The sequence below is a fragment of the Bartonella sp. AC70YNML genome, from assembly GCF_042196545.1.
Classification (GTDB): Bacteria; Pseudomonadota; Alphaproteobacteria; order Rhizobiales; family Rhizobiaceae; genus Bartonella.
Genome location: NZ_JBHIQK010000001.1, coordinates 253624 through 278749, shown reverse-complemented (window position 1 = coordinate 278749; position 25126 = coordinate 253624). Strand labels below are relative to the sequence as shown.

Genomic DNA, 25126 nt, shown 5'->3' with positions numbered 1-25126 from the left:
CTTGTCTTTTTTGATAGGACATGTTCAATAAAGATTAGAGGTGTGAAAAGATAAAGGATATGCTCGTATGATGCGTCAGTGTGAGCTTGTTGGACGTGTTCAACGTTACAAGTCTGACGTAGATGAGGCTCTTTTAAACAGGGCCTATGATTATGCAATGAAAAAGCATGCACATCAAAAGCGTGCATCAGGTGATCTTTATTTTTCTCATCCTTTAGAAGTTGCTGCTATTTTGACAGATATGCGGTTGGACGAGGCAACGATTGCTGTTGCTCTTTTGCATGATACAATTGAAGATACAAGCGCTACACGAGCAGAAATTGATCAGATTTTTGGTTCTGAAATCGGAAAGTTGGTTGAAGGGCTTACAAAGCTTAATAAGCTTGATCTTGTATCAAAGAAAGCCGTACAAGCAGAAAATCTTCGTAAACTTCTTATTGCTATTTCTGATGATGTTCGTGTTCTTTTAGTCAAACTTGCTGATCGTCTTCATAATATGCGTACCCTTGGTGTTATGCGTGATGATAAACGTCGGCGAATTGCTGAGGAGACGATGGATATCTATGCGCCACTTGCAGGCCGTATGGGTATGCAGGATATGCGTGAGGAGTTAGAGGATCTCTCTTTCTTTTATTTAAATCCAGAAGGTTATCGTACGATTACCAATCGACTTTCTGAATTATTGAAACACAACCGTGATTTGCTTTCCACAATTGAAAATGAATTGACAAAACTTTTTTTCGAGCATGGCATTAAAGCAGATGTTAAAAGCCGTCAGAAAAAATCTTATTCAGTCTTTCGCAAAATGGAAAGTAAAGCATTATCTTTTGAACAATTATCGGATATTTTTGGATTTCGTGTGATTGTTGAGTCCGTGAATGATTGTTATCGTGCTCTTGGTGTCATTCATACGACATGGCCAATGGTTCCTGGTCGTTTTAAAGATTATATCTCTATACCAAAGCAAAATGATTATCGTTCTATTCATACAACAATTGTTGGTCCTTCAAGACAACGTGTTGAGTTGCAAATTAGAACGGCTGCTATGGATGAAGTTGCTGAATATGGGGTTGCTGCTCATTCTATATATAAAGAGCACGGTTCCAATTATTCGACTGTGAAATTATCAAGTGAAACGAATGCCTATGCATGGTTGCGTCAAACGATACAATCTTTGTCTGATGGAGATAATCCAGAAGAGTTTTTAGAACATACAAAACTTGAGCTTTTTCAAGACCAAGTTTTTTGTTTTACGCCGAAAGGTCGATTAATTGCTTTTCCTAAAGGAGCTACGCCTATTGATTTTGCTTATGCCGTCCATACAGATATCGGTGATTCTTGTGTAGGTGTAAAAATCAATGGTCGTATTATGCCTTTAATGACCAAATTAAAAAATGGTGATGAGGTTGATATTATTCGCTCACACGCTCAAATTCCGCCAGCAGCATGGGAATTTCTTGTTGTCACAGGTAAAGCACGTTCAGCTATTCGACGAGCAAGTCGTGCAGCAGTACGTAAACAATATTCGGGTTTAGGATATCGTATTCTCGAGCGTTCATTTGAATATATGGGAAAGCAATTTTCAAAAGACCTTTTGAAGAAAGTTTTGCCACGTTTAGCACGTAAAGATGTAGAGGATGTATTGGCTGCTGTTGGGCGTGGAGAGCTGTTTTCCGCTGATGTGATTAAAGCAGTTTATCCTGATTATCAAGAGCGTGTCGTACAAAAGCCCTCTTTTAAGCCTGGGGAAGAAGGGTGGTTTAATATTGAAAATGCTCAAGGTATGATTTTTAAAGTTCCAGAAAATGAAAAGGATACAATGGTTGAAAATCATCAATCTAAAGCATTACCTATTCGAGGAACTCGTGGAGATATTCCTGTACGCTTTTCACCAGAAGGAGCTGTGCCTGGAGATCGGATTGTTGGTATTATGCAGCCAGGGGCTGGGATTGTTATTTATCCAATACAGTCTTCAGCTTTGATGGCGTATGATGATCAGCCAGAACGATGGATTGATGTCCGCTGGGATATTGATGCCCAAATGAATGAACGTTTTCCTGCACGGATGAATATTTTAGTTGTAAATAGTCCTGGTTCTTTGGCTGAAATTACACAAATAATTTCTGCTAACGATGCCAATATCCAAAATTTATCTTTTATCCGTACAGCACCAGATTTTACAGAAATTATGATTGATTTGGAAGTGTGGGATTTAAAACATTTGAATCGTATTTTTTCTCAGTTAAAAAAGGCAGGTTCAGTAAGTACAGTACGGCGGGTTCATGGATAAAAAGAAAGATTTTGCAATGAATACACAAGATGTCATTGATATTTTTAAACAAGCAGATGCTATTCTAGAAGGGCATTTTATTTTAACATCGGGGCGCCATAGTGCGACTTATATGCAAAAGGCGAAAGTATTCATGCATGCTAATTTGACGGAAAAGCTCTGTCGTGGATTGGCTGAAAAAATAAAAGAATCTATCAAGGAATCAATTGATTATGTCGTTGGTCCCGCAATTGGCGGTCTTATCCCTTCCTATGAGACTTCACGTCACCTTGGTGTTCCTTCTCTTTGGGTAGAGCGTGTAAATGGCATCTTTGAATTGCGTCGTTTTGAAATCAAGAAGGGTGCACGGGTTGTTATTGTTGAAGATATTGTAACAACGGGTCTTTCCATTCGAGAGACTGTTGAAGCACTTGTTGCAGCAGGAGCAGAGGTATTGGCCAGTGCATGTATCCTTGATCGTTCTGGTGGTAAGGTCAATGTTGGAGTTCCATTGATTGCGCTTGCTGAATACGAGATAACCTCTTATGCTAGTGATGCACTTCCTGCAGATCTTTCTGTTCTTCCCGCGATTAAACCAGGCAGTCGAAATATTTAATTGTCGTTCTATTTTTTGTGCAAAAGCTTAAAAAGATTAATTTGGATGATATAGATTATTTCATCATCAAAAGATGTATATTGAGAGTCATATGCTTTTTCGTCGTCGAGAACCAATAGATTTTGTAACGCGTATTCGACTTTGGTTATGGCCACGTCGTTCATTTTCTCGCTCATTTTGCTACATACATAAACGTATTTTGCGTATATCAGCAACACCGCATGAAGTAGCATTAGGGGTTGCTGTTGGCGTTTTTTTAGCGTGTTCCCCTTTCTTTGGGCTGCATATTATTTTGGCAATATTTTTTTCTTGGCTTTTGCGTGCAAACTTTGCTGCCGCAATCATTGGGACGATTTTTTCTAATCCACTCACATTTTTATTGATTGTTATGGCTGATTATAAAGTAGGGTATTTTTGTTTATCACTTTTTAGCGATGTCAAAGAGATTTCTCTTTCGCAAATTCGTGCTCTATTTAATGGTTTGACATTGTCAAATCTCTCTCTCCTCTTTAAAGGCGCATGGGACACAATTATGAGTCCTATGATTTTAGGGGGAACTCTTTTAGGTATTGTTTTTGGTGGTTTATCTTATATAGGTGTTTACAGAGCAACGGTTCGTTTTAAACAAAAGCGATATCAAAAGATTATAAAAAAAAGGCGTTTAAAGAAGCGCTCATCGTAAGAAAGATCGGGTAATATCTTATGATTATTGGTCTTGGAAATGATCTGGTTGATATACGACGTATTGAGAAAATGTTGGTTCGTTATGGTGAGCGTTTTATCCAACGGATTTTTACGGATATTGAAAGAAATAGATCTGAAAATCTCAAAAAAAGCTCCTCTTCCTATGCAAAAAGATTTGCTGCGAAAGAAGCATGTGCTAAAGCCTTAGGAACGGGAATCGCTTGTGGTATCAATTGGAAAGACATGGGGGTAGTTAATTTGCCATCTGGTAAACCAATAATGCAATTAACAAATCGTGCGCAAATGCAACTTCAAAAGTTATTACCTCCTCATCATGATGCAGTTATTCATCTTAGCATAACAGATGATTTTCCTTGGGCACAGGCATTTATTATTATCGAAGCACTTCCACGTGGATAGATGGCGTGAGAGATTGTGCTTTTGTTATTTGAATATTATGATGAAAAAATTATATCTGTGATGAGAAGGCAGTTGGTGATGATCCCAAAAGATAAAGTGCATAAAAAAGAAAAAAAAGGTGGGCTTCTTGAATTTATTTCTGTTTTAATACAGGCTTTGCTTTTAGCAGCGTTTATTCGGACACTTTTTTTCCAGCCGTTTAGTATTCCTTCCGGTTCAATGCGTCCTACTTTGTTGGTGGGAGATTATCTGTTTGTTTCTAAGTATGCATATGGGTATTCTCGTTTTTCCATCCCCTTTTCTCCTCCTCTTTTTTCTGGACGGATTTGGGCATCTCAACCTCAACGTGGAGATGTGGTCGTTTTTCGCTTACCAAGTAATCCGAAGATTGATTATATAAAACGCGTCGTTGGGCTACCAGGTGATCGTATACAAGTCCGTCAAAGTGTCCTTTATATTAATGATGAGGCTGTTTCACGTCACTTTATGGGGGAGATTGATAATTCTGATATAACAGAAGTGAACTATCCTGTTGAGGTTTATCGCGAGACAATGCCTAACGGTGTTAGCTATGATACACTTGATTTAGCTTTCATCCCCAAAGTTGACGATACAGAAGTCTTTGAAGTTCCTCAAGGACATTATTTTATGATGGGAGATAACCGCGACAATTCAGATGATAGTCGTTTGGATGTAGGCTATGTTCCAGAAGAAAATCTTATTGGTCGCGCGAGCGTGATTTTCTTTTCTATCAGTAATGGTTCAAGTGCTTGGCAGATTTGGCGTTGGCCATTTGATGTGCGTTGGAAGCGTTTGTTTTCTTTCATAAATACGGTTCATGATTTGCCGCTTATCAAGCAAGGAAACAACGATGAAACGTCTAATGATTGATCAGCTTGTCAAGCTGACGGGACATCGTTTTAAAGATGAAGAGAGATTAAAGAAGGCATTAACACACTCGAGTGTACAAGATTCGGAACAAGGAAATTATGAACGGCTAGAATTTCTAGGGGATCGGGTTTTAGGGCTTTTGATTGCAGAAATGCTGTATCAACTTTTTCCTCAGGCAAGTGAAGGTGAATTATCAGTCCGTTTGAATCATTTGGTCAATGCACAGACATGTGCTGATATTGCGCGCGAAATGAAGCTTCCTGACATGATCCACGTTGGTTTTGAGATGAAAAATTTCGAAGAACGTCGACTCATCAATATGCATGCAGATGTCGTGGAAGCTTTAATTGCTGTGATATATCTCGATGGAGGATTGGAAAGCGTTCGCCCTTTTATTCAAAAATATTGGCAAAGTCGGGCAAAGAAAATGGATGCTGGTCGACGTGATGCCAAGACAGAATTACAGGAATGGGCGCATATCCAAGGCAATGCACAACCACATTATCAGGTTATAAAACGTTCAGGTCCAGATCACGATCCTGTTTTTATGGTAGAGGTAAATATTGCTGGTTTTGCTTCAGAGATTGGGCAGGGAAGCTCCAAAAGATATGCTGAAAGAATGGCAGCTGAAAAAATTTTGCGACGAGAGGGTGTATGGAAAACAGTGGGAAAAAATGATCATGAGTGACGTTATGAAAACGCGTTCTGGATTTGTTGTGCTTATTGGGATGCCTAATGCCGGTAAATCGACACTGGTTAATCAATTGGTTGGAACAAAGGTTTCAATTGTAACACATAAAGTACAAACAACACGAACTTTAATCCGCGGTATTGTCATTCATGATGATGTGCAAATTGTGTTGGTCGATACACCGGGTGTTTTTCGTCCCCATAAGCGCTTAGAACGAGCCATGGTCTCTGCTGCTTGGGGAGGGGCTAAGAGCGCTGATGTTCTGCTTGTTTTAATTGACGCTCAAAGTGGTCTTTCGGATGAAGTTGATATGATGTTAGATATTGTGAACAATATGAAACAAGAAAAAGTTCTTGTTCTTAATAAGGTTGATACAGTTGTTAAATCATCTCTTCTAGCGTTAACCACTAAAATAAATGAACGTGTAAAGTTTGCGCAAACATTTATGATTTCTGCTCTAAACGGTTCTGGTTGCAAGGATTTACTTCATGCGCTGAGTAACATGATGCAGGAAGGGCCATGGTATTATCCAGAAGATCAAATTTCTGATATGCCCATGCGTCATCTTGCTGCTGAAATTACGCGTGAAAAACTTTTTCTTCGTCTTCATGATGAACTTCCTTATTCCTCAACGGTTGAAACAGAAAACTGGGAAGAGCGTTCAGATGGTTCCGTTAAAATTAATCAAGTTATTTATGTCGAGCGTGAGAGTCAGAAAAAAATTGTCTTAGGAGCAAAAGGCGATACAATTAAAGCGATTGGTCAAGCAGCACGTAAAGAACTCATGGAAATTATGGATCAAAAGGTTCATCTTTTTCTCTTTGTGAAAGTGCGCGATAATTGGGATACCGATCCAGAACGTTATCGTGAAATGGGATTGGATTTTTTAAAATAAGATTTTTAAAAATAATTAAAGTAAAATGAAGTGGAAAGAACAAGCCGTTATACTTGGTACACGCCAATATGGTGAAACAAGTGTTATTCTTGAGATTATGACACGTGAACATGGTCGTTATATGGGAGTGGTAAAAGGGGGGCGCTCGCGTCGCATGGCTGCTCTTCTTCAACCTGGAAATTTTGTGGAGGCTGAATGGTGGGCTCGTTTAGACGAACATTTGGGACTTTTTCGGCTTGAAGCTCTTGATTTACATGCGGCACGATTAATCTGTCTACCAGAAGCACTTTATGCTTTGCAATTGATAGCTTTTCATTTGCGGCTTCTTCCCGAACGTGATCCGCACCCCATTTTATATGATATTTTACACCTTTTTATGCAGAATTTTGATGAACCATTTATCAATGCAGAATTGCTTGTACGTTTTGAAATGCGGCTTCTTGAAGAACTTGGTTTTGGTCTTGATTTATCTTGTTGTGCTGCAACAGGTCGTCAGGAAAGGCTTCATTACGTATCACCAAAATCTGGTCGGGCTGTCTGTGAAGAAGCAGGAGAACCTTGGAAAAAAAAGCTTCTCATTCTACCACAATTTCTTGTACAAAGAATGACTCGTCCTGCTGATTTTAGTGACATAATAAATGGTTTTATACTGACGGGTTTTTTTCTTATGCGTCATGTCTGGGAGCCACGAGATATAAAGCAGCCGTCAGTGCGCATGAATTTGATACAATTGTTTGAGCGCCAATTTGGTGTACAGGCATTAATTTGTTGATCTGATGATAATTGAATGGGAAAATGAGAATTTTAAAGACAATTGCTGAGGTTCGCCAATATACTTCAGAGGAACGACGTTTAGGTTTTTCGATTGGTTTTGTTCCAACAATGGGGGCATTGCATGATGGTCATCTTGCATTAGTACAGTATGCAAGAGCAATGTGTGATCGCGTAGTGGTTTCTATTTTTGTCAATCCAAAGCAATTTGGACCTCATGAAGATTTTTCTCAATATCCAAGAGATTTGAAGGGCGATTGTGCTTTGTTAAAAGAAGCAGGTGTTGAATGTGTTTTTGCTCCTTCTGTCGATGAAATGTGGCCACTGGGAAATGAGACAATTGTGAAGGTGGAAAAATTATCACGTATTTTGATAGGAAAATTACGTCCAGGGCATTTTTGTGGTGTAACGAGTGTTGTTGCTAAGCTTTTTAACATTGTCCAACCAGATAAGGCTTTTTTTGGGGAAAAGGATTTTCAACAAATTTTAATTATTCGGCGTATGGTTGAAGATTTGGCTTTTCCTATTGAGATTGTTGGAGTTCCTATTTTACGTGAAGCAGATGGAGTTGCGCACTCTTCACGCAATCAGTTTTTAACATTAGAAGATCGTAAAGCTGCCAAAATTATTCCTAAAAGTGGAAAAGCTGCTGAAAAGCTTTACCATGAAGGTGAACGGTCGGTTGATAAATTATGCAAAACTGTTCGTGATATTTTACAACAAGAAACGCGTGCAATCATTGAAGCAATAGATTTACGGGATATGGAAACTTTATGCGTGATCAAAGGAACATTGAATAAACCGGCGGTTTTACTCCTTACTGTCCGCTTTGGTGAGGTAAGACTTATTGATCAATATATATTGCAAGAGAAGGGTGGAAAATGAGTGTACATAAAACCGTAAAGCGTATGACATCTTCCGAAATACGTGCAAGAAAGGGACAACAGCCAATTGTTTCTTTAACAGCTTATCAAGCTTATACTGCGCGGATTGCTGATCCATATTGCGATATCCTTTTGGTTGGTGATAGCGTTGGGATGGTTGTGTATGGGTTTGAGACAACGCTTCCTGTTAATTTAGATATGATGATTTCACACGGGAAAGCCGTGGTGCGTGGATCTCAAAAAGCTCTTGTTGTTATTGATATGCCTTTTGGGTCTTATGAGGAAAGTCCAGAGCAAGCTTTTTTAAATGCATCGCGCATTCTTGCACAAACGGGGTGTGGTGCAGTTAAGCTTGAAGGTGGCGTTTATATAGCCGAAACAATAGATTTTTTGTGTAAACGTGGCATTCCAGTGATGGGGCATATCGGTCTTACACCCCAAGCAATGAATCGTTTTGGTGGTTTTAAAACACAAGGACGCAAGGAGAATGATTGGCAAAGAATTGAAGCAGATGGAGCAGCGATTGAAGAGGCAGGTGCTTTTGCTGTTGTTTTAGAAGCAATGGTTGAACCTTTAGCGGTGAAACTGACAGATAAACTTTCTATCCCTACGATTGGTATAGGGGCGTCCAATCAATGTGATGGGCAAGTATTGGTTATGGAAGATATGTTAGGTTATGGTGCCCATGTGCCAAAATTTGTTCGTCGTTATGGAAATCTTGAACAAGCCATGGAAATTGCAATCAAGAATTATGCAGAGGATGTTACCTCCCGTGCTTTTCCAGCGGATAATGAGGTTTATAAACTAAAATAAATTTCAGTTTAAGATCAGCAGTTTGAAAAGAGAACATTTGTTGTTTTGATAATGAATGTCATTATTTCATGTATTTTGTATGCAATTTGAACTGTGATTTTTTCCATTTCTTTAATGAAGTCATGTTCCTCATGCAAAACAGAGCGCCATTGGGTCGCTAATTCAGGTGTTTTTTTAAAGAAAGCTTTCTAAGGCACCCAATCCTATTTCGCGACGGCGTTCGTGAATAGTATAGTGGTAACTCCCTTATGAAATGTATAAAATTTATAGAGCACTTCCGTCTTTACGCTTCATAAGAGAGCAAGCCGGTATCATCACACACTTTTCCAATTTTCAATGCTGCGACAGCGCTTAGCACTTGAGATGGTTCATAAGAAGCATTTTAACTCTTTCTTTAAAAAATTTTACTCACACGCCAGCCCCGCTTGTGGTGTGCAAGAGAATGATTTTGATTGATCCAATATAAACAGATTTGAAATGAGTGAAGCTTACGATATTAGGAGCTCTCATTCAAAATGAAAAAACAATGAATTATTATTATAAGTCAGTGTGATGAGTCTGTAATGACAAGGAATCAACAATGCGAAGGGGCTATAATCTTTGGACATCCAAGTCATTAAAGCGCGTTAAAAATGCGTTTTCAATGTGTTGGGTAGAATAGGAGGATAAATTCAGATCATCGGGTAAAATATTATTGGGAGAGCCAAAATAGCGAAGGGCTTCTTCTGTATTAAATCCAGCAAGCGTAATCGATTCATAATATGCAGCGATACGGTCGGCTTGTTTAATTTTTTTTAAAAGTTTTTGAGAAAGATCAACGGGAAGAGAAAAGCGCATGTGGATAGCATCTTGGATGCGCTTTTCAACGCGTTCATATTGTTTTCCTATGACAGCTTTAAAAGGGGAAATCATATCGCCGATGACATATTCTGGAGCATCATGAAGAAGGGCATAAAGACATTCATTGCTTCCCGATTGTGGAAAAAGTTTTTGAAATATTTGTTCAACCAAAAGTGAGTGTTGTGCAACAGAATAGGCGTGTTCTCCTCGTGTTTGACCGTTCCAACGTGCTACACGAGCAAGTCCATGGGCAATATCTTCAATTTCAACATCAAAAGGAGAAGGGTTGAGAAGATCAAGTCGCCTTCCAGAAAGCATTCTTTGCCAAGCACGTGCTTCTCCATTTTTTAATAATTCAGCTTTAGCCATGCGTATTTTCTACAGTATTTTCAGGAAAGGTAAAATTCATATTTTCAGCAATACTTATGGTGATAGGAATGTTTTTTACAGTAAAGGGGATGTTATGATCCATAGCATCTTTTACGTGGTCAATACGCAGTAAAGCAAGAGCTTCATTGTCTACACATGTTCCCAAGGATCCAAATACTTTTGTTCCTGCTTCAATGCTAGATTGAGGAGACAATTCATGCTGGCCTTTTACAATTAAAATACGGCGACGTGCTGCTTGGCGGTGGTGCATTCGTGAAACAACTTCTTGTCCAATATAACACCCTTTGTTGAATGCAAGTCCATTTATTTGATCGTAATTAATATCATGAGGAAAGACTTTACCAACTTCATAATCTTGACCACTTTCTGCAATTGCATAACGGATACGCAATTGATTCCACATGTTATGATATTCTGAAGCCAAAAAAGATGTTTTGCCATAGATTCGTATTATTTTTTCTTTTTCTGGGAATCGTTTATCAACAAAACTTGAATCAAAATTTAAAGTATCTGATTCATTTTTCCAAGAAACTGTAACAACTTCTTGGAATGGTTGTGTAATTTCTATTTTTTTACGCAGTTTATAAAGCAACAGACGCTTGTAGAGTATATCAGCTAAAGGCATGATAATATCAATCAAATAACCATCTTCTTTTTTGCCAATAAGAAAATCAGCAAGAACCTTTCCTTGAGGGGATAAGAGGGCTCCAGGGAAAATTTCTTGCGGGTTGATTTTTTTTACATCTGTTGTGATTAGGGATTGCAGAAAATCTGTTGCTTCTTCGCCTGTAATTTGAATAATTGCGCGATTTTTTAAGCAAATGGCATTTTGTTTTTCAATCATGGTTCTTGCCTTTCTGCTCAAAGTTACATAATCGATAAGAGAGGAATATGTAAGGAGCGTGGCTATGTTTAAAACATTTGATACAATTTTTAAAGGTGCAACACTTGTGAATCATGATGGAAGAAGCAAGCGTGATATTGGTGTTACAAATGGCCGTATTGCTGAAATTGGCGACCTTACATGTGCATCGGCAGGTGAGGTGATTGATTGTACGGGGCTTCATATTTTACCGGGAATTATTGATAGCCAAGTACATTTTCGCGAGCCAGGTAATGAATATAAGGAGGATTTGGAAAGTGGCTCGTATTCTGCTGTGTTAGGGGGGGTGACAGCAGTTTTTGAAATGCCTAATACCAATCCATTGACAACATCAGAAGCTACATTAAGCGATAAGGTTAAACGCGCATTTCATCGAATGCATTGTGATTTTGCATTTTGGGTTGGAGGAACGCGTGAAAATGCTCATGAATTGTCTGAATTAGAAAGACTTCCTGGTGCAGCTGGAATTAAAGTCTTTATGGGGTCTTCTACGGGTGATCTTTTGGTCGATGATGATGAAAGTGTACGCCTTATTTTGAAGAATATACGCCGTCGTGCGGCTTTTCATTCTGAAGATGAGGCGAGGCTCAAAGAGCGTAAAATACTGCGTATTGAAGGGGATGCATCATCACATCCGATTTGGCGTGATGAAGTTGCGGCATTAAAATGTACGCAGCGTTTGGTAAAAATTGCTCATGAGACGAAGGCTCGGATTCATGTGTTACATCTTTCGACAGAAGAAGAAATTGATTTTCTAAAAAAACATAAGGATGTTGCAACAATTGAAGTGACACAACACCATTTGACGCTCACGGCTGATGATTATAAGCAATTTGGTACATTAATTCAGATGAATCCGCCTATTCGTGAGCCGCGCCACCGTGAAGCTCTTTGGTACGGTGTTCAACAGGGGATTATTGATGTTTTAGGCTCAGATCATGCGCCTCATACTTTGGAAGAAAAGCTTCAATCTTATCCTTCTTCACCTTCAGGAATGACAGGGGTGCAAACAACAGCAGCAATTATGTTGACACATGTGAATGCAGGAAAGATATCTCTTGAGCGTTTTGTTGATCTCACGTCACATGGCCCTAGTCGTATTTTTGGTATAAGCTGTAAAGGACGCCTTGCTGTTGGATACGATGCTGATTTAACAATTGTTGATCTTAAGCGAGAAGAAATTATTACGAATGGCTTAATTGGTTCGCGTGCCGGTTGGACACCTTATGATGGTAAAAAGGTTAAAGGTTGGCCTGTTGGGACCATTATCCGTGGTATGCGTGTGATGTGGGAAGGTGAAATTGTTACTTCTTCACAAGGAGAGCCTGTTAAATTTATAGAAACTTTAGTGTAAACAGATTAAACTTTATAGGTTTTATTTTATTATGCCATAAAACATCGCCTTTTAGAGCGGTGATATAAGGCGTGCTAGCTCCCTTGGCACATAAGTATTTTTTTAAGTGTATGGTGAATATTCTTAAGACTTGTTTGTCAAGCCTTTAGTACTTTTAGTTTAAGTAATAACATGGGTGAGAAGCCAAGAAGAATCTGTTCAACAAGAACCCAGCCTATTGATAAACAAGCTCTGAGGGTGGGCAGGAAGCCAAAGAACGATTTTGTTCAGGGGAAAGATGCTCACAAGAATAAAAACGTGTCGAGGAATTATTTTTCAAAAACTTCTCTATTTTCAGAGTAGATTTACAGCTCCCCTCATTTGTGAGAGAACATGGTTGATATTGCTGAAATTGAAGAAGACACTTTTTGTATAGATTAATTATTTATAATGCATGAGGAGGTTTTCGGATAAAGTTCTTCCTTCCTCAACGTATCTTTGATTGGCTTCAATTGCTGCTTGTGTACAATGATGATAATTTTCTGAGAAAGCACGGTATGCTTCATTAAACGCTTCATAAAAATAAGCGCGTCTTTGTGGGATAGGCTTTTCTGCTTCAATCAATGCGTTCATGTAGTCATACCATTGGTTTGTTGGAGTCTCGCAAAGATTTTGAAGAGAATGCAGAGATCCCAAAATTTCCGCTAGTCGGAGTAATTTTTTCTCATAAGGTGGAGATTGTTGCGCAAAGGTTGGCATTGAACTTACAATGAATATTAAAATAATGATGTTCATCAATCTATTACGCATTATTGTTATTGTTTTCCTTGGAATAAAACTCTGTACAAATAAAATAATTGTGTCATGAAAACGATGTCAAAAAATAGGGTTAATTGTTACATTATTCTCACTTACTTATAAAATATAGGGCGTAAGAGACAGTAAGGAAACCATAATGAAATATTGAAAATACTAACGGAGTTTTTTGTAGTGAAAAATTTAAGATTTGCTTCCTGCAATCTATTTTTCACATAAATTTATAGTGTAACGCCTATAGAATTTTTTAAAGCTCGTTTTCTTCAAGGAGAGAAAAAATCTCTATCTACAGAATGTTTTTGTCTAATCAAATAAAATAGATTGTTTTTACGATCAATGATGGATACAGCCGTGAATACAATGGGAAAATGATAAGAAAAATTTACTATAAGATAAAAGTTCTAGCCTAAACCGCATAATGCGATAATTTGAGGTAAGATACATTCAAAAAGAGCGGTGCGTGGTATCGTTCATGGAGCCAATGATGAAAGAGTTGCGATTTTATAATACGCTAACACGTAAAAAAGAAAATTTTACACCAATAGATGCGACAAGAGTACGTCTTTATGTTTGTGGACCGACAGTTTATGATTATGCACATATAGGAAATGCACGCCCTGTCATTGTTTTTGATATTTTATTTCGTTTATTGCGTCATGTTTATGGCAATGAGCATGTTCTATATGCACGTAATATTACAGATGTTGATGATAAAATTAATGCACGAGCAGCTTGCGAATATCCAAACTTGTCACTGAATGACGCTATTCGTCAATTAACAGAACGTACATATTCTCAGTTTCAACAAGATACAATAGCACTTGGTTGTCTATTGCCAACCAGTCAGCCGCGCGCAACCGAGCATTTAGAGGAGATGCGCTCTTTAATTGAAAGGTTGCTTGAAAAGGGGCACGCTTATGAAGCGGAAAATCATATATTATTTTCTGTAAGTAGTATAAAAAATCCTCCCCATTATGGGGCATTTGCAAATCGTTCTTTAGATGAAATGAGGGCGGGGGCACGTATTGATGTTGCTGCTTATAAAAGGGAAGAGATGGATTTTGTTTTATGGAAGCCTTCTGAGGAAGGAGAACCAGGTTGGAAATCACCGGGCGGAATTCCTGTTTTAGGTCGTCCAGGTTGGCATATTGAATGTTCTGCAATGTCAATGGCAAAGTTATTAGCGCCCTATGGTGGTGGTTTAACTTGTGATGATCCGACCGCCAATATTTTTGATATCCATGGTGGTGGACTTGATTTAATTTTTCCTCATCATGAAAATGAGATTGCACAAAGTTGTTCAGCTTTTGGGACGGAGCGAATGGCTAATTTTTGGATGCATAACGGCTTTTTACAAGTTGAAGGTAAAAAGATGTCGAAAAGCTTTGGCAATTTCATAACTATTCGTTCTGTTTTAGAGAATAATTTTTTGGAGTTTAATGGTATTTTATCCGATGAAATGAAGCAAAATTGGGCTGGTTTGTCTGCGCGTTTTTCGATGTTGCAAACACATTATCGTGAACCATTAAATTGGACAGCACAGCGTTTAATACAATCGAGCAGCGAACTGTATCGTTGGTATGAATTGCTTCGCAGCAAAAAGAGTGAGATGAAAAACAATGAAGTAGTTGATGATACTTTGATAGATGCACTTAGTGATGATCTTAATACTCCAAAAGCACTGACTCTTTTGCGAAAATTTTATAAAGAAGGAGATGCTTTGGCTCTTGTTAATGGGATGAATTTATTAGGACTGTTACGAAAAGAATGGATTAAAGAAATAGACTGCCCATTATTTACAAGAAAAACTTTTCTTGATTCAAAATTTATTGATCAGCGCATTGCCGAAAGACTACAGCTTATCCATAATAAAGAGTGGGAAGCTGCGGATATAATTCGTGATGAGCTTGCAGCTGAGGGGGTTCTTTTAAAAGATAGTAAGGATCCGCAGAGTGGTAAGCGCATAACCGTGTGGGAAATAAAGCGACACTAATGTCTCTATTCCAGCAGCTCTCATGAAAAAGGAGAATATGATGGAATTTTTATATCATTATGGGTATGTCGCACTAAAATTAGTTGTAGGCCTTATCGCTTTCCTCTTGATTTTAAGAACCACAGGTCGTGGTAGTCTTAGTCAAATGACGCCAGTTGATTTGGTAAGTAATTTTGTGATGGGAAGTATCATTGGAGGCGTTATTTATAGTCCGGATGTTAGCAGTATTCAATTATTGATCGTCTTATTTATTTGGCAGACTTTGGTCACCACTCTTAATTTTCTGATGCGCTATTCAGTTTTTTTTCGTCGTCTCATTGCAGGACGTCATATTGCATTGGTTTTAGACGGAGTATTTCAAGTGGATAAGATTAAAAACTTAGGTATCAGTGTGAATGATCTGATTACAATGTTGCGTATTAAAGGCTGTAGTTTACACGAAGCTGCTTTCGTTCGTTTAGAAACCAATGGCGATTGTTCTGTTATTAAAAAGGAAGAAGGAAAGAAGTCTATCATTTTAATACAAAATGGCGAAATTCTTGATAAGGGGCTGAAAGAGATTGGTAAAACAAAAAAGTGGCTTCATGCAGAACTGAAAAAAAAGCATGTAAAAGTTGAAAATTTATTTGCAGCAGAGTGGTATGAGAATACAGACCCAAATAATAAATTATATAGTGGATTATTTCTTGTTCCTCTTTCAAAAACAGTCTAACTTCAAACAACGAGTAGGTATAGCTTATTGGAAGCATAATGAAGAGATGAACCTATAAACAACCACAGGGGGGTGTTTTGCCTTTTTCGTGTGGATGATAGAGAAGTAAGGGCTTTATGAAACGTAATGAAATAACAAAAACTGTATCATCAGATACGGGGAAAACTCTGCGCACACTTTACAATTTATGGCCTTATATGTGGCCAGTAGATCGGCGTGATCTAAAAATGCGTGTGCTATGGGCAATATTTTATCTTGTTTTGGCCAAGTTCGTTCTCATATCTGTACCGTATTTCTTTAAATATTCTACGAATGTGCTTGATGCCAGCTTTCAGTTACCTGAATGGTTTCCATCCAATTGGATTATTCCCATTATGCTCGTTTTGGCGTACAATGTTGCACGTATTATGCAGGCTGGATTAAATCAATTACGCGATTCTCTTTTTGCCACTGTTGGTCAATATGCTGTTCGTCAATTAGCTTATAAAACCTTTGTACATATTCATGAATTATCTTTGCGATTTCATTTGGAACGCCGAACTGGTGGGCTTTCTCGCGTGATTGAGCGTGGTACAAAAGGAATTGAAGCTATCGTAAGATTTTCAATTCTCAATACAATACCGACAGTTTTAGAATTTATATTAACAGCACTTGTATTTTACATAAGTTATGGGTGGTATTATCTTCTCATCGTTGTTGTAACGGTTGGGTTATATACCTTGTTTACCATTAAGGCGAGTGATTGGCGCATTCGTATTCGGCAACAAATGAATACAGCGGATACTGAGGCGAATACGCGCGCTGTTGATTCTCTCTTGAATTTTGAAACGGTCAAGTATTTTAGCAATGAAACTCTAGAAGCTGATCGTTTCAATGCTTCTATGGTATGTTATGAAAAAGCCGCAACAAAGATTTGGACATCATTAAGCTGGCTTAATTTTGGTCAGGCTCTTATCTTTGGTATTGGAATGACGATCATAATGCTGATGTCAGCTTATGAAGTTTATTATAAGACACAAACTTTAGGAGACTTTGTTTTTATTAATGCACTTTTAATGCAACTTTCTATTCCACTGAATTTTATTGGTTCAATTTATCGTGATGTTCGGCAAGGTTTAACGGATATTGAAGCGATGTTTGATCTTTTAGATGTTCAACAGGAGATTGTTGATAAATCGGACGCCAAACCGTTAGAGATAAGCGATGGAACCATTCGTTTTCATCAGGTAAAGTTTTCCTATGATTCGACGCGTCAGATTCTTCGAGATATTGATTTTGAAGTCCCTGGAGGAAAAACAGTCGCTATTGTTGGTCCATCGGGTGCAGGGAAATCAACTATTTCTCGGTTGCTTTTTCGGTTTTATGATGTTGATTCGGGCTCTATTACAATTGACGGGCAGGATATTCGTGATGTAACACAAAAAAGTTTGCGCGAAGCGATAGGCATGGTACCACAAGATACGGTGTTATTTAATGATACAATTGCCTATAATATTTGCTATGGGCGTCCAAGTGCTACAGATGAAGAGATGCGCAAAGCTGCTGAAATGGCACAGATCTCAAAATTTATTGAGATATTACCAGAAGGTTTTCAATCTATGGTAGGAGAGCGTGGTCTCAAATTATCAGGTGGTGAAAAACAACGTGTGGCTATTGCACGGACACTCTTAAAAGCCCCCCCACTTCTTATTCTAGATGAAGCAACAGCGGCTCTTGATACGGCGACAGAACAGGAAATTCAACAAGCATTGGATATTGTAAGCCGTGGACGTACAACATTGATTATTGCTCACCGTCTTTCTACGGTTATCAATGCTGATGAAATTTTGGTTCTTAAAAGTGGTCGTATTATTGAAAATGGGACACATACAGAGCTTTTACGCAAGAAAGGTCTCTATGCTTCAATGTGGAATAAGCAGCTTGAAGCATCGCAAGCTGAAGAAAAATTACGTAAAATGCGTGAAGAAGATGAGACGAGTGTTGTTAATCGTAAAAAATAAATAGAGCAAAATGTAATCTATATCTTTATATGGAGTGATTGATTAAATACATAAAAAGACACAAGAGGAACAAAAAGCTTTGTTGCTTGTTTAAGTTTACGATGAATAGGAAATTATATGAGTATTCTGCAATCTTTCCATAATAGCTTTGTACCGGTTCATAAAGAAGGTTATCCTTTTATTGTAGCGTTTTTTGTTATTTCGCTCATTCTTGGTTGGATATGGAGTCCGTTTTTTTGGTTTGGTCTCGTTCTCACGGTGTGGTGTATATACTTTTTCCGTGATCCAGATCGTGTGATCCCTTTGAATTCAAATTGGGTGATGTCGCCTGCTGATGGGCGTATTTCATGTGTGGAATCATGTGTTCCACCTGAAGAATTAGGTTTAGGGAAAGATGAAATGATCCGTATTTCTATTTTTATGGATGTTTTTTCATGCCATATTAATCGTATTCCTATCAGTGGTACAGTAGAGTCTATCGTTTATCATCCAGGTCGATTTACCAATGCTGACTTTGATAAAGCTAGTCAGTTTAATGAGCGTAATGGGGTGGTAATTGATAGCAAACATGGTAAAATTGGTGTCGTACAAATAGCGGGAATGGTTGCGCGCCGGATTGTTTGCTGGTCAAAAGAAAACGATGCCGTTATGACTGGTGAGCGATTTGGATTGATTCGTTTTGGTTCTCGCCTTGATACTTATATACCGACTGAAATGAAATTACGTGTTGCAGTTGGACAGACAGCAATTGCTGGAGAAACGGTTTTGGGTTCTTTTGATGATAAGAGTGCCACAACGGACTTCAGATACGATTAGGACTCACAATGAAAAATTTTTCGCCATTTTCTTCATTCAATCCTGAGGGGCAGCATGATGATGTTGCAAATCGGCGGCGTTCACCTACATCAATGCGGTATGTCATTCCTAATATCATTACTATTTTAGCAATTTGTGCAGGGATGAGCAGCATTCGTTTGGCTTTTGAACATCGCTATGAAGCTGCTATTTTAATGGTGCTTCTGGCCGCAGTTTTAGATGGTGCTGATGGTCGCATTGCCCGTTTAATAGATGGTAGTTCATCTTTTGGGGCACAGATGGATTCTCTTGCTGATGTTATAAATTTTGGTGTTACCCCTGCACTCATTGTTTATTCTTTTATCTTGAATCAAGCGAATCATATTGGGTGGGTTGCTGCCCTTGTTTATTGTGTTGCTTGTTGTTTGCGATTAGCACGTTTTAATGTGATGTTAGATAATCCCAATATACCTAAGTGGCAGAAAAGTTATTTTGTTGGTGTTCCAGCACCAGCAGGAGCATTATTGCTTTTATTGCCTACTTATTTAGGCACTCTTGGTTTGGTTCCCAATTGGGGGTGGGCATTATTTTTTAGTCTTTATACTGTAATTATTGCTTTTCTTTTGATTAGTCGTTTACCAGTATGGAATGCAAAAACAATTGATCAAAATTTAAGGCGCGATATCGTTATACCGTGCATGTTGGTCATTGTTATTTATGTCGGTTTTCTTGCGACTTACACATGGAAAACTTTATTGATTACAGCGGTTAGCTATATGATTTTTCTCCCCTGTAGTTTTATCGCTTATAATAAACGTGCTACTTTAGAAGAGAAAAAGACTGATACTAAAGCTATCCAAGAATCATAAAGTGTCTCATTCTTCTATTGAGAAGCACAGGAAAAAGAGAGAGTCAAAAGATTTACTTCTCATATGATGATCAATCAGGTATATGATAATCTACAAACCGATTTTTACGGACATTAAAGAGTTTTCCAGTTTCTTTTAAATCAGGTGATAACAAATGGATTATCTTTTTTGCAATCTCTTGTGGTGAAGGGAGAGTTTGTGGATCTTCACCGGGCATAGCTTCAGCGCGCATGGCAGTGCGTGTGGCACCAGGGTTGACACAATTAATCTTAATAGGGGTTTGTTTGAGTTCTTCTGCCCAACAGCGGGCAATCACCTCTAAAGCCGCTTTAGAGGCTGCATAAGCTCCCCAGAAAGGGCGCGCAGCATGCGCAACGGTTGAGGATAACAGGATGGCTCGTCCAGCGTCAGATTCACGTAATAAAGGCTCAACGGCTTTCATTAAGCGCCATTGGCTGAAAAGATTTATTTGAAAAACATCTTCAAATACTGTGTTTTCAATATGTGCTATTGGTGAGAGTGTTCCAAGAATTCCTGCGTTTGCGACGATAATATCAAGTTTTTTCCAGCGTTTGGCAATTGAGATAGCAAGGGTATCGATGTTTTCCATATGATGCAAGTCAAGGGGAACAAGGGTTGCATGAGCCCCTTTTTTTCGGATTTGATTGTCCAATTCAGTAAGTCCACTGACTGTTCGTGCAAGAGCAATAATATGAGCGCCGCGTGCAGCAAGCTCGAGTGCCAAATAATAGCCAATCCCTCTTGATGCGCCAGTAACAAGTGCAACACGCCTATGGAGACTAAAGTCACGTTTTGTCATCATTAATCTCTTGTTTTTAGAACAGATGATTGATGAATTTTGGAGAGATTTTCTTGATCAACCAGATGCGTAGGATAATATCCAGTAAAATAATGGTCAGTAAATTGTGGATCGGCGTTATTCCGTTTTTCCCCTGCTACAGCAAGATATAATCCATCCGTTGAAAGAAATTCTAATGAATCCGCTCCAATAAAATCACACATAGATTTTAAATCTGGATATTGATTTGCTAAAAGGTTTTCAGCTTTAGGTGTATCAATACCATAAAAGTCAGGATAAAAAATCATAGGGCTAGAAATGCGCATATGAACTTCTTTTGCTCCTGCATCGCGAAGCATTCGTACAATTTTAAGGGATGTTGTTCCACGGACAATAGAGTCATCAACCAGAATAACACGTTTTCCTTCAATCACAGGACGGTTTGCCGAATGTTTTAACTTGACGCCAAAAGCGCGAATTTGTTGTGTTGGTTCGATAAAAGTGCGGCCAACATAGTGATTACGAATAATACCAAGCTCGAAGGGAATTCCAATTTCTTGTGCATAGCCAATTGCGGCAGGCGTTCCTCCATCAGGAACAGGAACCACAACATCACCCTCACAAGGGGCTTCCTGTGCTAAACGGATTCCCATATTTTTGCGTGTTGTATAAACACTACGTCCTCCAACGATTGAGTCCGGACGGGCAAAATAAACATATTCAAACAAGCAAAGTTTTTCTGGTTTTGTATTTTCTGGTTTTATAATTTTTTTCGTAATTTCCCCATTTTTTTGTATTTCACATATGATGATTTCTCCATTTTTAACATCACGGACATATTTTGCTCCAATAATATCAAGAGCACAAGTTTCAGAACAAAAGATAGGCTTACCATCAAGTTCCCCCATCACGAGAGGTCTAATTCCTGTTGGATCGCGTGCCGCAATAAGCTTTGTACGTGTGAGCGCTAACATAGCATACCCACCTTCTACTTGCCGAATCGCATCAACAAAACGATCAGAGGACGATTCATAACGTGAGCGGGCGATAAGATGGAGAAAAACTTCTGAATCTGACGTTGATTGACAGATAGCACCAGAAGCGATGAGTTCACGGCGTAATGTGAGACCATTGGTAAGATTACCATTATGCGCAATAGCAATACCTCCAACTTTCAATTCAGCAAAAAGGGGTTGAACATTGCGTAATGCCACTTCTCCAGTTGTTGAATAACGGGTATGTCCAATAGCACGATTTCCTGGTAAGCGCGCAAGTGTTGCAGGGTTTGTATAGTGATCGCCAACAAGACCTAAATGCTTTTCTTGATGAAATATTTTATTATGGTAAGAAACAATCCCAGCTGCTTCTTGCCCACGATGCTGAAGTGCGTGGAGTCCAAGAGCTGTTAATGTTGCGGCATCTTCATGCCCAAGAATACCAAAAACTCCACATTCTTCATGAAGGGTATCATCATCTAATGAAAATTCTTGACAGAAAACATCGCTTTTTATCATCATATTCTTTCAGTTGTGATATGGAGGAATCATTAATATCACATTTTACATCATTTAGTTTTCTTTCCTCATGAAAAACTATTCTCTATTTTTTGAAAATTATCTTTTCATGAGAGTGTTGCTCATACGTATGTTTATTGCTGTCTTTAAACAAATTTTCCGTCTTTTCGAGAACAGATCCAATATCTTTGGGGAGTATTTCCCAAACTTTTTGTCCCAATGAATCTAAAATAGGTCTTGTTTTTGCATTTTTTAACCAATTCGCTTGAAGATCGGGTTTAATCAGTGCATTAATCAGCAACATACCGATGACCATGATAAGTAAACCACGAAGTGCTCCAAAAATAAAACCAATAGCACGGTCAAGAATACCAATTCGACTATCAATAATAAAATCAGAGATCTTCATTGTAATAATTGAAGTAATAATGAGAACAATAATAAAAATTGTGACCAATGTTGTGATCAATGCAATCATTTTATTAGAGAGATATTGTTCAAAGAAAGGTAAGACAGGTTTGAATAAAAACAGTGTTGTAACAGCTGCAACTGCCCAAGAAATCAACGATAACACTTCACGTGAAAATCCTCGAAGCATAGCAAGAAAAGCGGACAACAGGATGATTACTACGACAATTCCATCAAGGATTGTTATGATCATTTGTTTGTTCCTTATACATAAAGTTGTGTTCTTTTAAGTCTGTGTGCAAATATATTTTTTGTTATGCCATTTTTTGTTCTTATAGCAAGGATCTTTTGTATTTTATAGAGTTTTTTCTATATTATCATATCTGTGGTACAGATCATTTTTTACTTACAGTAAGAGTAGCAACGAGTTCGGGAAGGTCGGAGAAAGTTTTTTGTTGAAAGTTGAGCGAATTCATCATTTCGGTTGTTGTTGTGGGGTGAAAGGCTCCCTGAAAGCCGAGTTTTTTTGCTTCATTGATGCGTTGTGCTGAATGTGCAACAGCGCGGGTAGCTCCTGAAAGACTGACTTCACCAAAATATACATAATTTGTTGGCAAAGGAATATTGGCAAGAGAGGATACCAAAGCAGCGGCTACAGCTAAATCAGCAGCGGGTTCTGATATGCGATATCCACCTGCCACGTTCAGATAGACATCATGCTGTCCAAAACGAATGCCACAATGGGCTTCTAAAACGGCAAGAATCATAGAAAGACGATTTCCATCCCATCCGACAACTGCACGTCTTGGTGTCCCAAGGGAAGAAGGAGCAACAAGCGCTTGAATTTCTACTAATATTGGGCGTGTTCCTTCCATGCCGGCGAAAACAGCAGCGCCTGGTGCTTTTTCATTACGTTCTCCTAAGAACAATTCGGATGGATTTATCACTTCGCGTAATCCTTTATCAGACATTTCAAAGACACCAATTTCATCTGTTGGCCCGAAGCGATTTTTTACAGTTCTAAGAATGCGATAATGATGTCCACCTTCACCCTCAAAATAGAGAACGCCATCAACCATATGTTCAACGACTCTAGGACCAGCAATTTGCCCATCTTTTGTAACATGACCAACAAGAACAACAGCAGCTCCTGTTTTCTTGGCAAAGCGGATCATTGCTTGAGCGCCAATACGTACTTGTGTGACAGTGCCAGGTGCTGAATCTGCTGTATCTGACCATAGAGTTTGAATCGAATCGATAATCACCATATCAAGGTTTTTATGTTCGCTTAAGGTTGCCAGAATATCTTCTACATTGGTTTCAGCGGCAAGTTTTACTTCTGTATTGTTCGCTCCAAGCCTCTGTGCACGCAGACAAATTTGCGCAATAGCCTCTTCACCTGAGACATAGATGACATGATGTCCTTTGCGGGATAAAGCAGCAGCTGTTTGTGTCAGCAATGTTGATTTTCCAATACCAGGATCACCACCAACAAGAAGTGCTGATCCACGGACAAAGCCCCCACCGGTAACACGATCAAGTTCCGCAATACCAGAATGAATACGTGGAGCATCTTGGATATCTCCAGAAAGAGATGTAAGGGCAACGATGCGTCCTTTACACGTATTCTGCTTAGGACCACTTCCTATGCCGCCATTTATATTTTCTTCAACAAGAGAATTCCATTCTCCACAGGCGCTACATTTCCCTGCCCAACGAGAATGGATGGTTCCGCAATTTTGACAGATAAATTGAATACGGTTGCGTGCCATGGTGGTTTAGCCAATTTGCTCTGGAAGATAATTGCTATCAGCCAAATCACTAAAGCGTGTGAAGTCAGATTGAAAGGCAAGGGGAACGATTCCTGTCGGCCCATGGCGATGTTTTGCAATAATAACATCAGCTTTTCCAAAAGCTTTGTCCATTATTTCTAGCCATTTCATATGTTCAAGGCTACCGAACTTTGGTTCTTCATTTTTGAGGTAATATTCTTCACGATAGACAAATAAAACGATGTCGGCATCTTGCTCAATAGAACCAAATCCACCTAAATCTAAAAGTTTTGGGCGTTTATCTGTTCTGTTTTCAACTTGATGTGAAAGTTGTGAAAGAGCAATAATAGGGATATTTAATTCTTTAGCTAAGGCTTTTAATTCTGCAGTGATTTCTTGAATACGATATTCAGATGTGTATTTTAAATCACTTGTCATGAGTTGGATATAATCAATAATTAAGACATCCAAACCATGTTTTTGCTTGAGACGCCGAGCACGGGCAGCCAGTTGTGAAACTGATATTCCTCCAGTTTGATCAATATAAAGGGGTGCCTTTTGGAGCTGATTTACCGTACGAATAATTTTTGAAAATTGTTCATCTGAAATATGACCACGTCGAATATCAGAAGAAGAGACTTCCGTTTGTTCAGAAATAATACGTGTTGCAAGCTGCTCTGAGGACATTTCAAGTGAGAAGAATCCTACAACGCTGCCTTCATTTTCTTGGATATTACCATTATGATTATAAGCATTGGCAATATTAAAGGCAATATTGGTAGCAAGTGAAGTTTTACCCATACCAGGGCGCCCTGCAAGGATAATTAAATCGGATGGTTGTAATCCTCCTATTTTTTCATCAAGTGTTTGAATATGAGTCGCTATCCCTGATATTTGCGAAGAGCGCTTTTTTGCAGCACCTGCTATATCAATAACTCTTTTAATAGCTTCATCAAGACTGTCAAATCCACTATCGCAGTCTTCTTTTTTTTCTAGCATAATTACACATTTTCCTTTTGTTATATATCAGTTTTTATACAATTTTATATCAAGAATATTTTGCATGTT

General features: G+C 38.5%; 23 protein-coding genes and 1 pseudogene. 16 read left to right on the top strand and 8 right to left on the bottom strand.

What is annotated here, in order from left to right; all coding sequences use genetic code 11:
* The first annotated feature begins 67 nt into the window (after positions 1 to 67).
* The 10 genes from ACFIMU_RS01310 (at position 68) to panB (ending at position 8934) form a co-directional block, all read left to right on the top strand.
* Positions 68 to 2290 (top strand): RelA/SpoT family protein, encoded by a 2223-nt coding sequence (locus tag ACFIMU_RS01310; protein WP_375606310.1) that lies wholly within the window; start codon positions 68 to 70, stop codon positions 2288 to 2290.
* Between the two features lie 16 nt (positions 2291 to 2306).
* On the top strand, positions 2307 to 2885 hold the full coding sequence (gene pyrE / locus ACFIMU_RS01305) for an orotate phosphoribosyltransferase (RefSeq protein ID WP_375606473.1): 579 nt from the start codon (positions 2307 to 2309) through the stop codon (positions 2883 to 2885).
* A 91-nt stretch (positions 2886 to 2976) separates the two neighbouring features.
* Positions 2977 to 3567, top strand: coding sequence for a DUF2062 domain-containing protein (locus tag ACFIMU_RS01300; RefSeq protein WP_375606309.1), 591 nt, complete (start codon positions 2977 to 2979; stop codon positions 3565 to 3567).
* Between the two features lie 20 nt (positions 3568 to 3587).
* The gene (acpS, locus tag ACFIMU_RS01295; protein WP_375606308.1) at positions 3588 to 3989 is read left to right on the top strand and encodes a holo-ACP synthase; all 402 of its coding nucleotides are present in this window, start codon (positions 3588 to 3590) and stop codon (positions 3987 to 3989) included.
* Positions 3990 to 4067: 78 nt separating this feature from the next.
* Entirely contained in the window at positions 4068 to 4880 is an 813-nt protein-coding gene (gene lepB, locus ACFIMU_RS01290; RefSeq protein WP_375606307.1) for a signal peptidase I, read from the top strand.
* Positions 4861 to 5568 carry a ribonuclease III gene (rnc, locus tag ACFIMU_RS01285; protein ID WP_375606306.1) on the top strand — a complete coding sequence of 236 codons (708 nt, stop codon included), beginning with the start codon at positions 4861 to 4863 and terminating at the stop codon, positions 5566 to 5568. The genes lepB and rnc overlap by 20 nt, the downstream gene beginning before the upstream one ends.
* Positions 5561 to 6466 (top strand): GTPase Era, encoded by a 906-nt coding sequence (gene era, locus ACFIMU_RS01280; protein ID WP_012754937.1) that lies wholly within the window; start codon positions 5561 to 5563, stop codon positions 6464 to 6466. Before rnc ends, era begins: the two co-directional genes overlap by 8 nt.
* Positions 6467 to 6491: 25 nt before the next feature.
* Positions 6492 to 7238 carry a DNA repair protein RecO gene (gene recO, locus ACFIMU_RS01275; RefSeq protein ID WP_375610149.1) on the top strand — a complete coding sequence of 249 codons (747 nt, stop codon included), beginning with the start codon at positions 6492 to 6494 and terminating at the stop codon, positions 7236 to 7238.
* 23 nt (positions 7239 to 7261) lie between these two features.
* A complete protein-coding gene (panC, locus tag ACFIMU_RS01270; protein WP_375606304.1) occupies positions 7262 to 8122 on the top strand; it encodes a pantoate--beta-alanine ligase in 861 nt (286 codons plus the stop codon).
* Positions 8119 to 8934, top strand: a complete 816-nt coding sequence (gene panB, locus ACFIMU_RS01265; protein WP_375606303.1) for a 3-methyl-2-oxobutanoate hydroxymethyltransferase — start codon at positions 8119 to 8121, stop codon at positions 8932 to 8934. Before panC ends, panB begins: the two co-directional genes overlap by 4 nt.
* A gap of 591 nt (positions 8935 to 9525) precedes the next feature.
* Here panB and ACFIMU_RS01260 read toward each other — a convergent pair.
* Together ACFIMU_RS01260 and ACFIMU_RS01255 are read right to left on the bottom strand one after the other, a co-directional pair.
* Positions 9526 to 10143, bottom strand: a complete 618-nt coding sequence (locus ACFIMU_RS01260) for a YfbR-like 5'-deoxynucleotidase (protein ID WP_375606302.1) — start codon at positions 10141 to 10143, stop codon at positions 9526 to 9528.
* Positions 10136 to 11008, bottom strand: coding sequence for a YgfZ/GcvT domain-containing protein (locus ACFIMU_RS01255; protein ID WP_375606301.1), 873 nt, complete (start codon positions 11006 to 11008; stop codon positions 10136 to 10138). Before ACFIMU_RS01255 ends, ACFIMU_RS01260 begins: the two co-directional genes overlap by 8 nt.
* Positions 11009 to 11072: 64 nt before the next feature.
* Between ACFIMU_RS01255 and ACFIMU_RS01250 the strand changes: the two genes are divergently transcribed.
* Entirely contained in the window at positions 11073 to 12401 is a 1329-nt protein-coding gene (locus tag ACFIMU_RS01250; RefSeq protein ID WP_375606300.1) for a dihydroorotase, read from the top strand.
* 420 nt (positions 12402 to 12821) lie between these two features.
* On the opposite strand, the gene ACFIMU_RS01245 is transcribed toward ACFIMU_RS01250, so the two are convergent.
* Positions 12822 to 13190 (bottom strand): TIGR02301 family protein, encoded by a 369-nt coding sequence (locus ACFIMU_RS01245; RefSeq protein WP_375606299.1) that lies wholly within the window; start codon positions 13188 to 13190, stop codon positions 12822 to 12824.
* A gap of 490 nt (positions 13191 to 13680) precedes the next feature.
* Between ACFIMU_RS01245 and cysS the strand changes: the two genes are divergently transcribed.
* From cysS to pssA, 5 genes are all read left to right on the top strand, one after another.
* On the top strand, positions 13681 to 15189 hold the full coding sequence (cysS, locus tag ACFIMU_RS01240) for a cysteine--tRNA ligase (protein ID WP_375609161.1): 1509 nt from the start codon (positions 13681 to 13683) through the stop codon (positions 15187 to 15189).
* A 40-nt stretch (positions 15190 to 15229) separates the two neighbouring features.
* Complete coding sequence (locus ACFIMU_RS01235; RefSeq protein ID WP_375606471.1) at positions 15230 to 15901, top strand: DUF421 domain-containing protein; 672 nt, start codon at positions 15230 to 15232, stop codon at positions 15899 to 15901.
* A gap of 116 nt (positions 15902 to 16017) precedes the next feature.
* Positions 16018 to 17901: an ABCB family ABC transporter ATP-binding protein/permease gene (locus tag ACFIMU_RS01230; RefSeq protein WP_375614967.1), complete on the top strand. Its 1884-nt coding sequence runs from the start codon at positions 16018 to 16020 to the stop codon at positions 17899 to 17901.
* A 117-nt stretch (positions 17902 to 18018) separates the two neighbouring features.
* Positions 18019 to 18717 carry a phosphatidylserine decarboxylase gene (locus tag ACFIMU_RS01225; protein WP_375610157.1) on the top strand — a complete coding sequence of 233 codons (699 nt, stop codon included), beginning with the start codon at positions 18019 to 18021 and terminating at the stop codon, positions 18715 to 18717.
* A gap of 8 nt (positions 18718 to 18725) precedes the next feature.
* Positions 18726 to 19565 carry a CDP-diacylglycerol--serine O-phosphatidyltransferase gene (pssA, locus tag ACFIMU_RS01220; protein WP_375687356.1) on the top strand — a complete coding sequence of 280 codons (840 nt, stop codon included), beginning with the start codon at positions 18726 to 18728 and terminating at the stop codon, positions 19563 to 19565.
* A gap of 70 nt (positions 19566 to 19635) precedes the next feature.
* On the opposite strand, the gene ACFIMU_RS01215 is transcribed toward pssA, so the two are convergent.
* The 5 genes and pseudogenes from ACFIMU_RS01215 to ACFIMU_RS01195 all read right to left on the bottom strand — a co-directional run.
* Positions 19636 to 20385 (bottom strand): SDR family NAD(P)-dependent oxidoreductase, encoded by a 750-nt coding sequence (locus tag ACFIMU_RS01215; RefSeq protein WP_375606470.1) that lies wholly within the window; start codon positions 20383 to 20385, stop codon positions 19636 to 19638.
* Positions 20386 to 20387: 2 nt separating this feature from the next.
* On the bottom strand, positions 20388 to 21881 hold the full coding sequence (purF, locus tag ACFIMU_RS01210; protein ID WP_375610159.1) for an amidophosphoribosyltransferase: 1494 nt from the start codon (positions 21879 to 21881) through the stop codon (positions 20388 to 20390).
* A gap of 82 nt (positions 21882 to 21963) precedes the next feature.
* The gene (locus tag ACFIMU_RS01205; protein WP_375606294.1) at positions 21964 to 22539 is read right to left on the bottom strand and encodes a CvpA family protein; all 576 of its coding nucleotides are present in this window, start codon (positions 22537 to 22539) and stop codon (positions 21964 to 21966) included.
* Between the two features lie 142 nt (positions 22540 to 22681).
* Entirely contained in the window at positions 22682 to 24058 is a 1377-nt protein-coding gene (gene radA, locus ACFIMU_RS01200) for a DNA repair protein RadA (RefSeq protein WP_375606293.1), read from the bottom strand.
* A gap of 6 nt (positions 24059 to 24064) precedes the next feature.
* Positions 24065 to 25054, bottom strand: a pseudogene (locus ACFIMU_RS01195) (DnaB-like helicase C-terminal domain-containing protein); the annotation flags it as partial.
* Positions 25055 to 25126 lie beyond the last annotated feature (72 nt).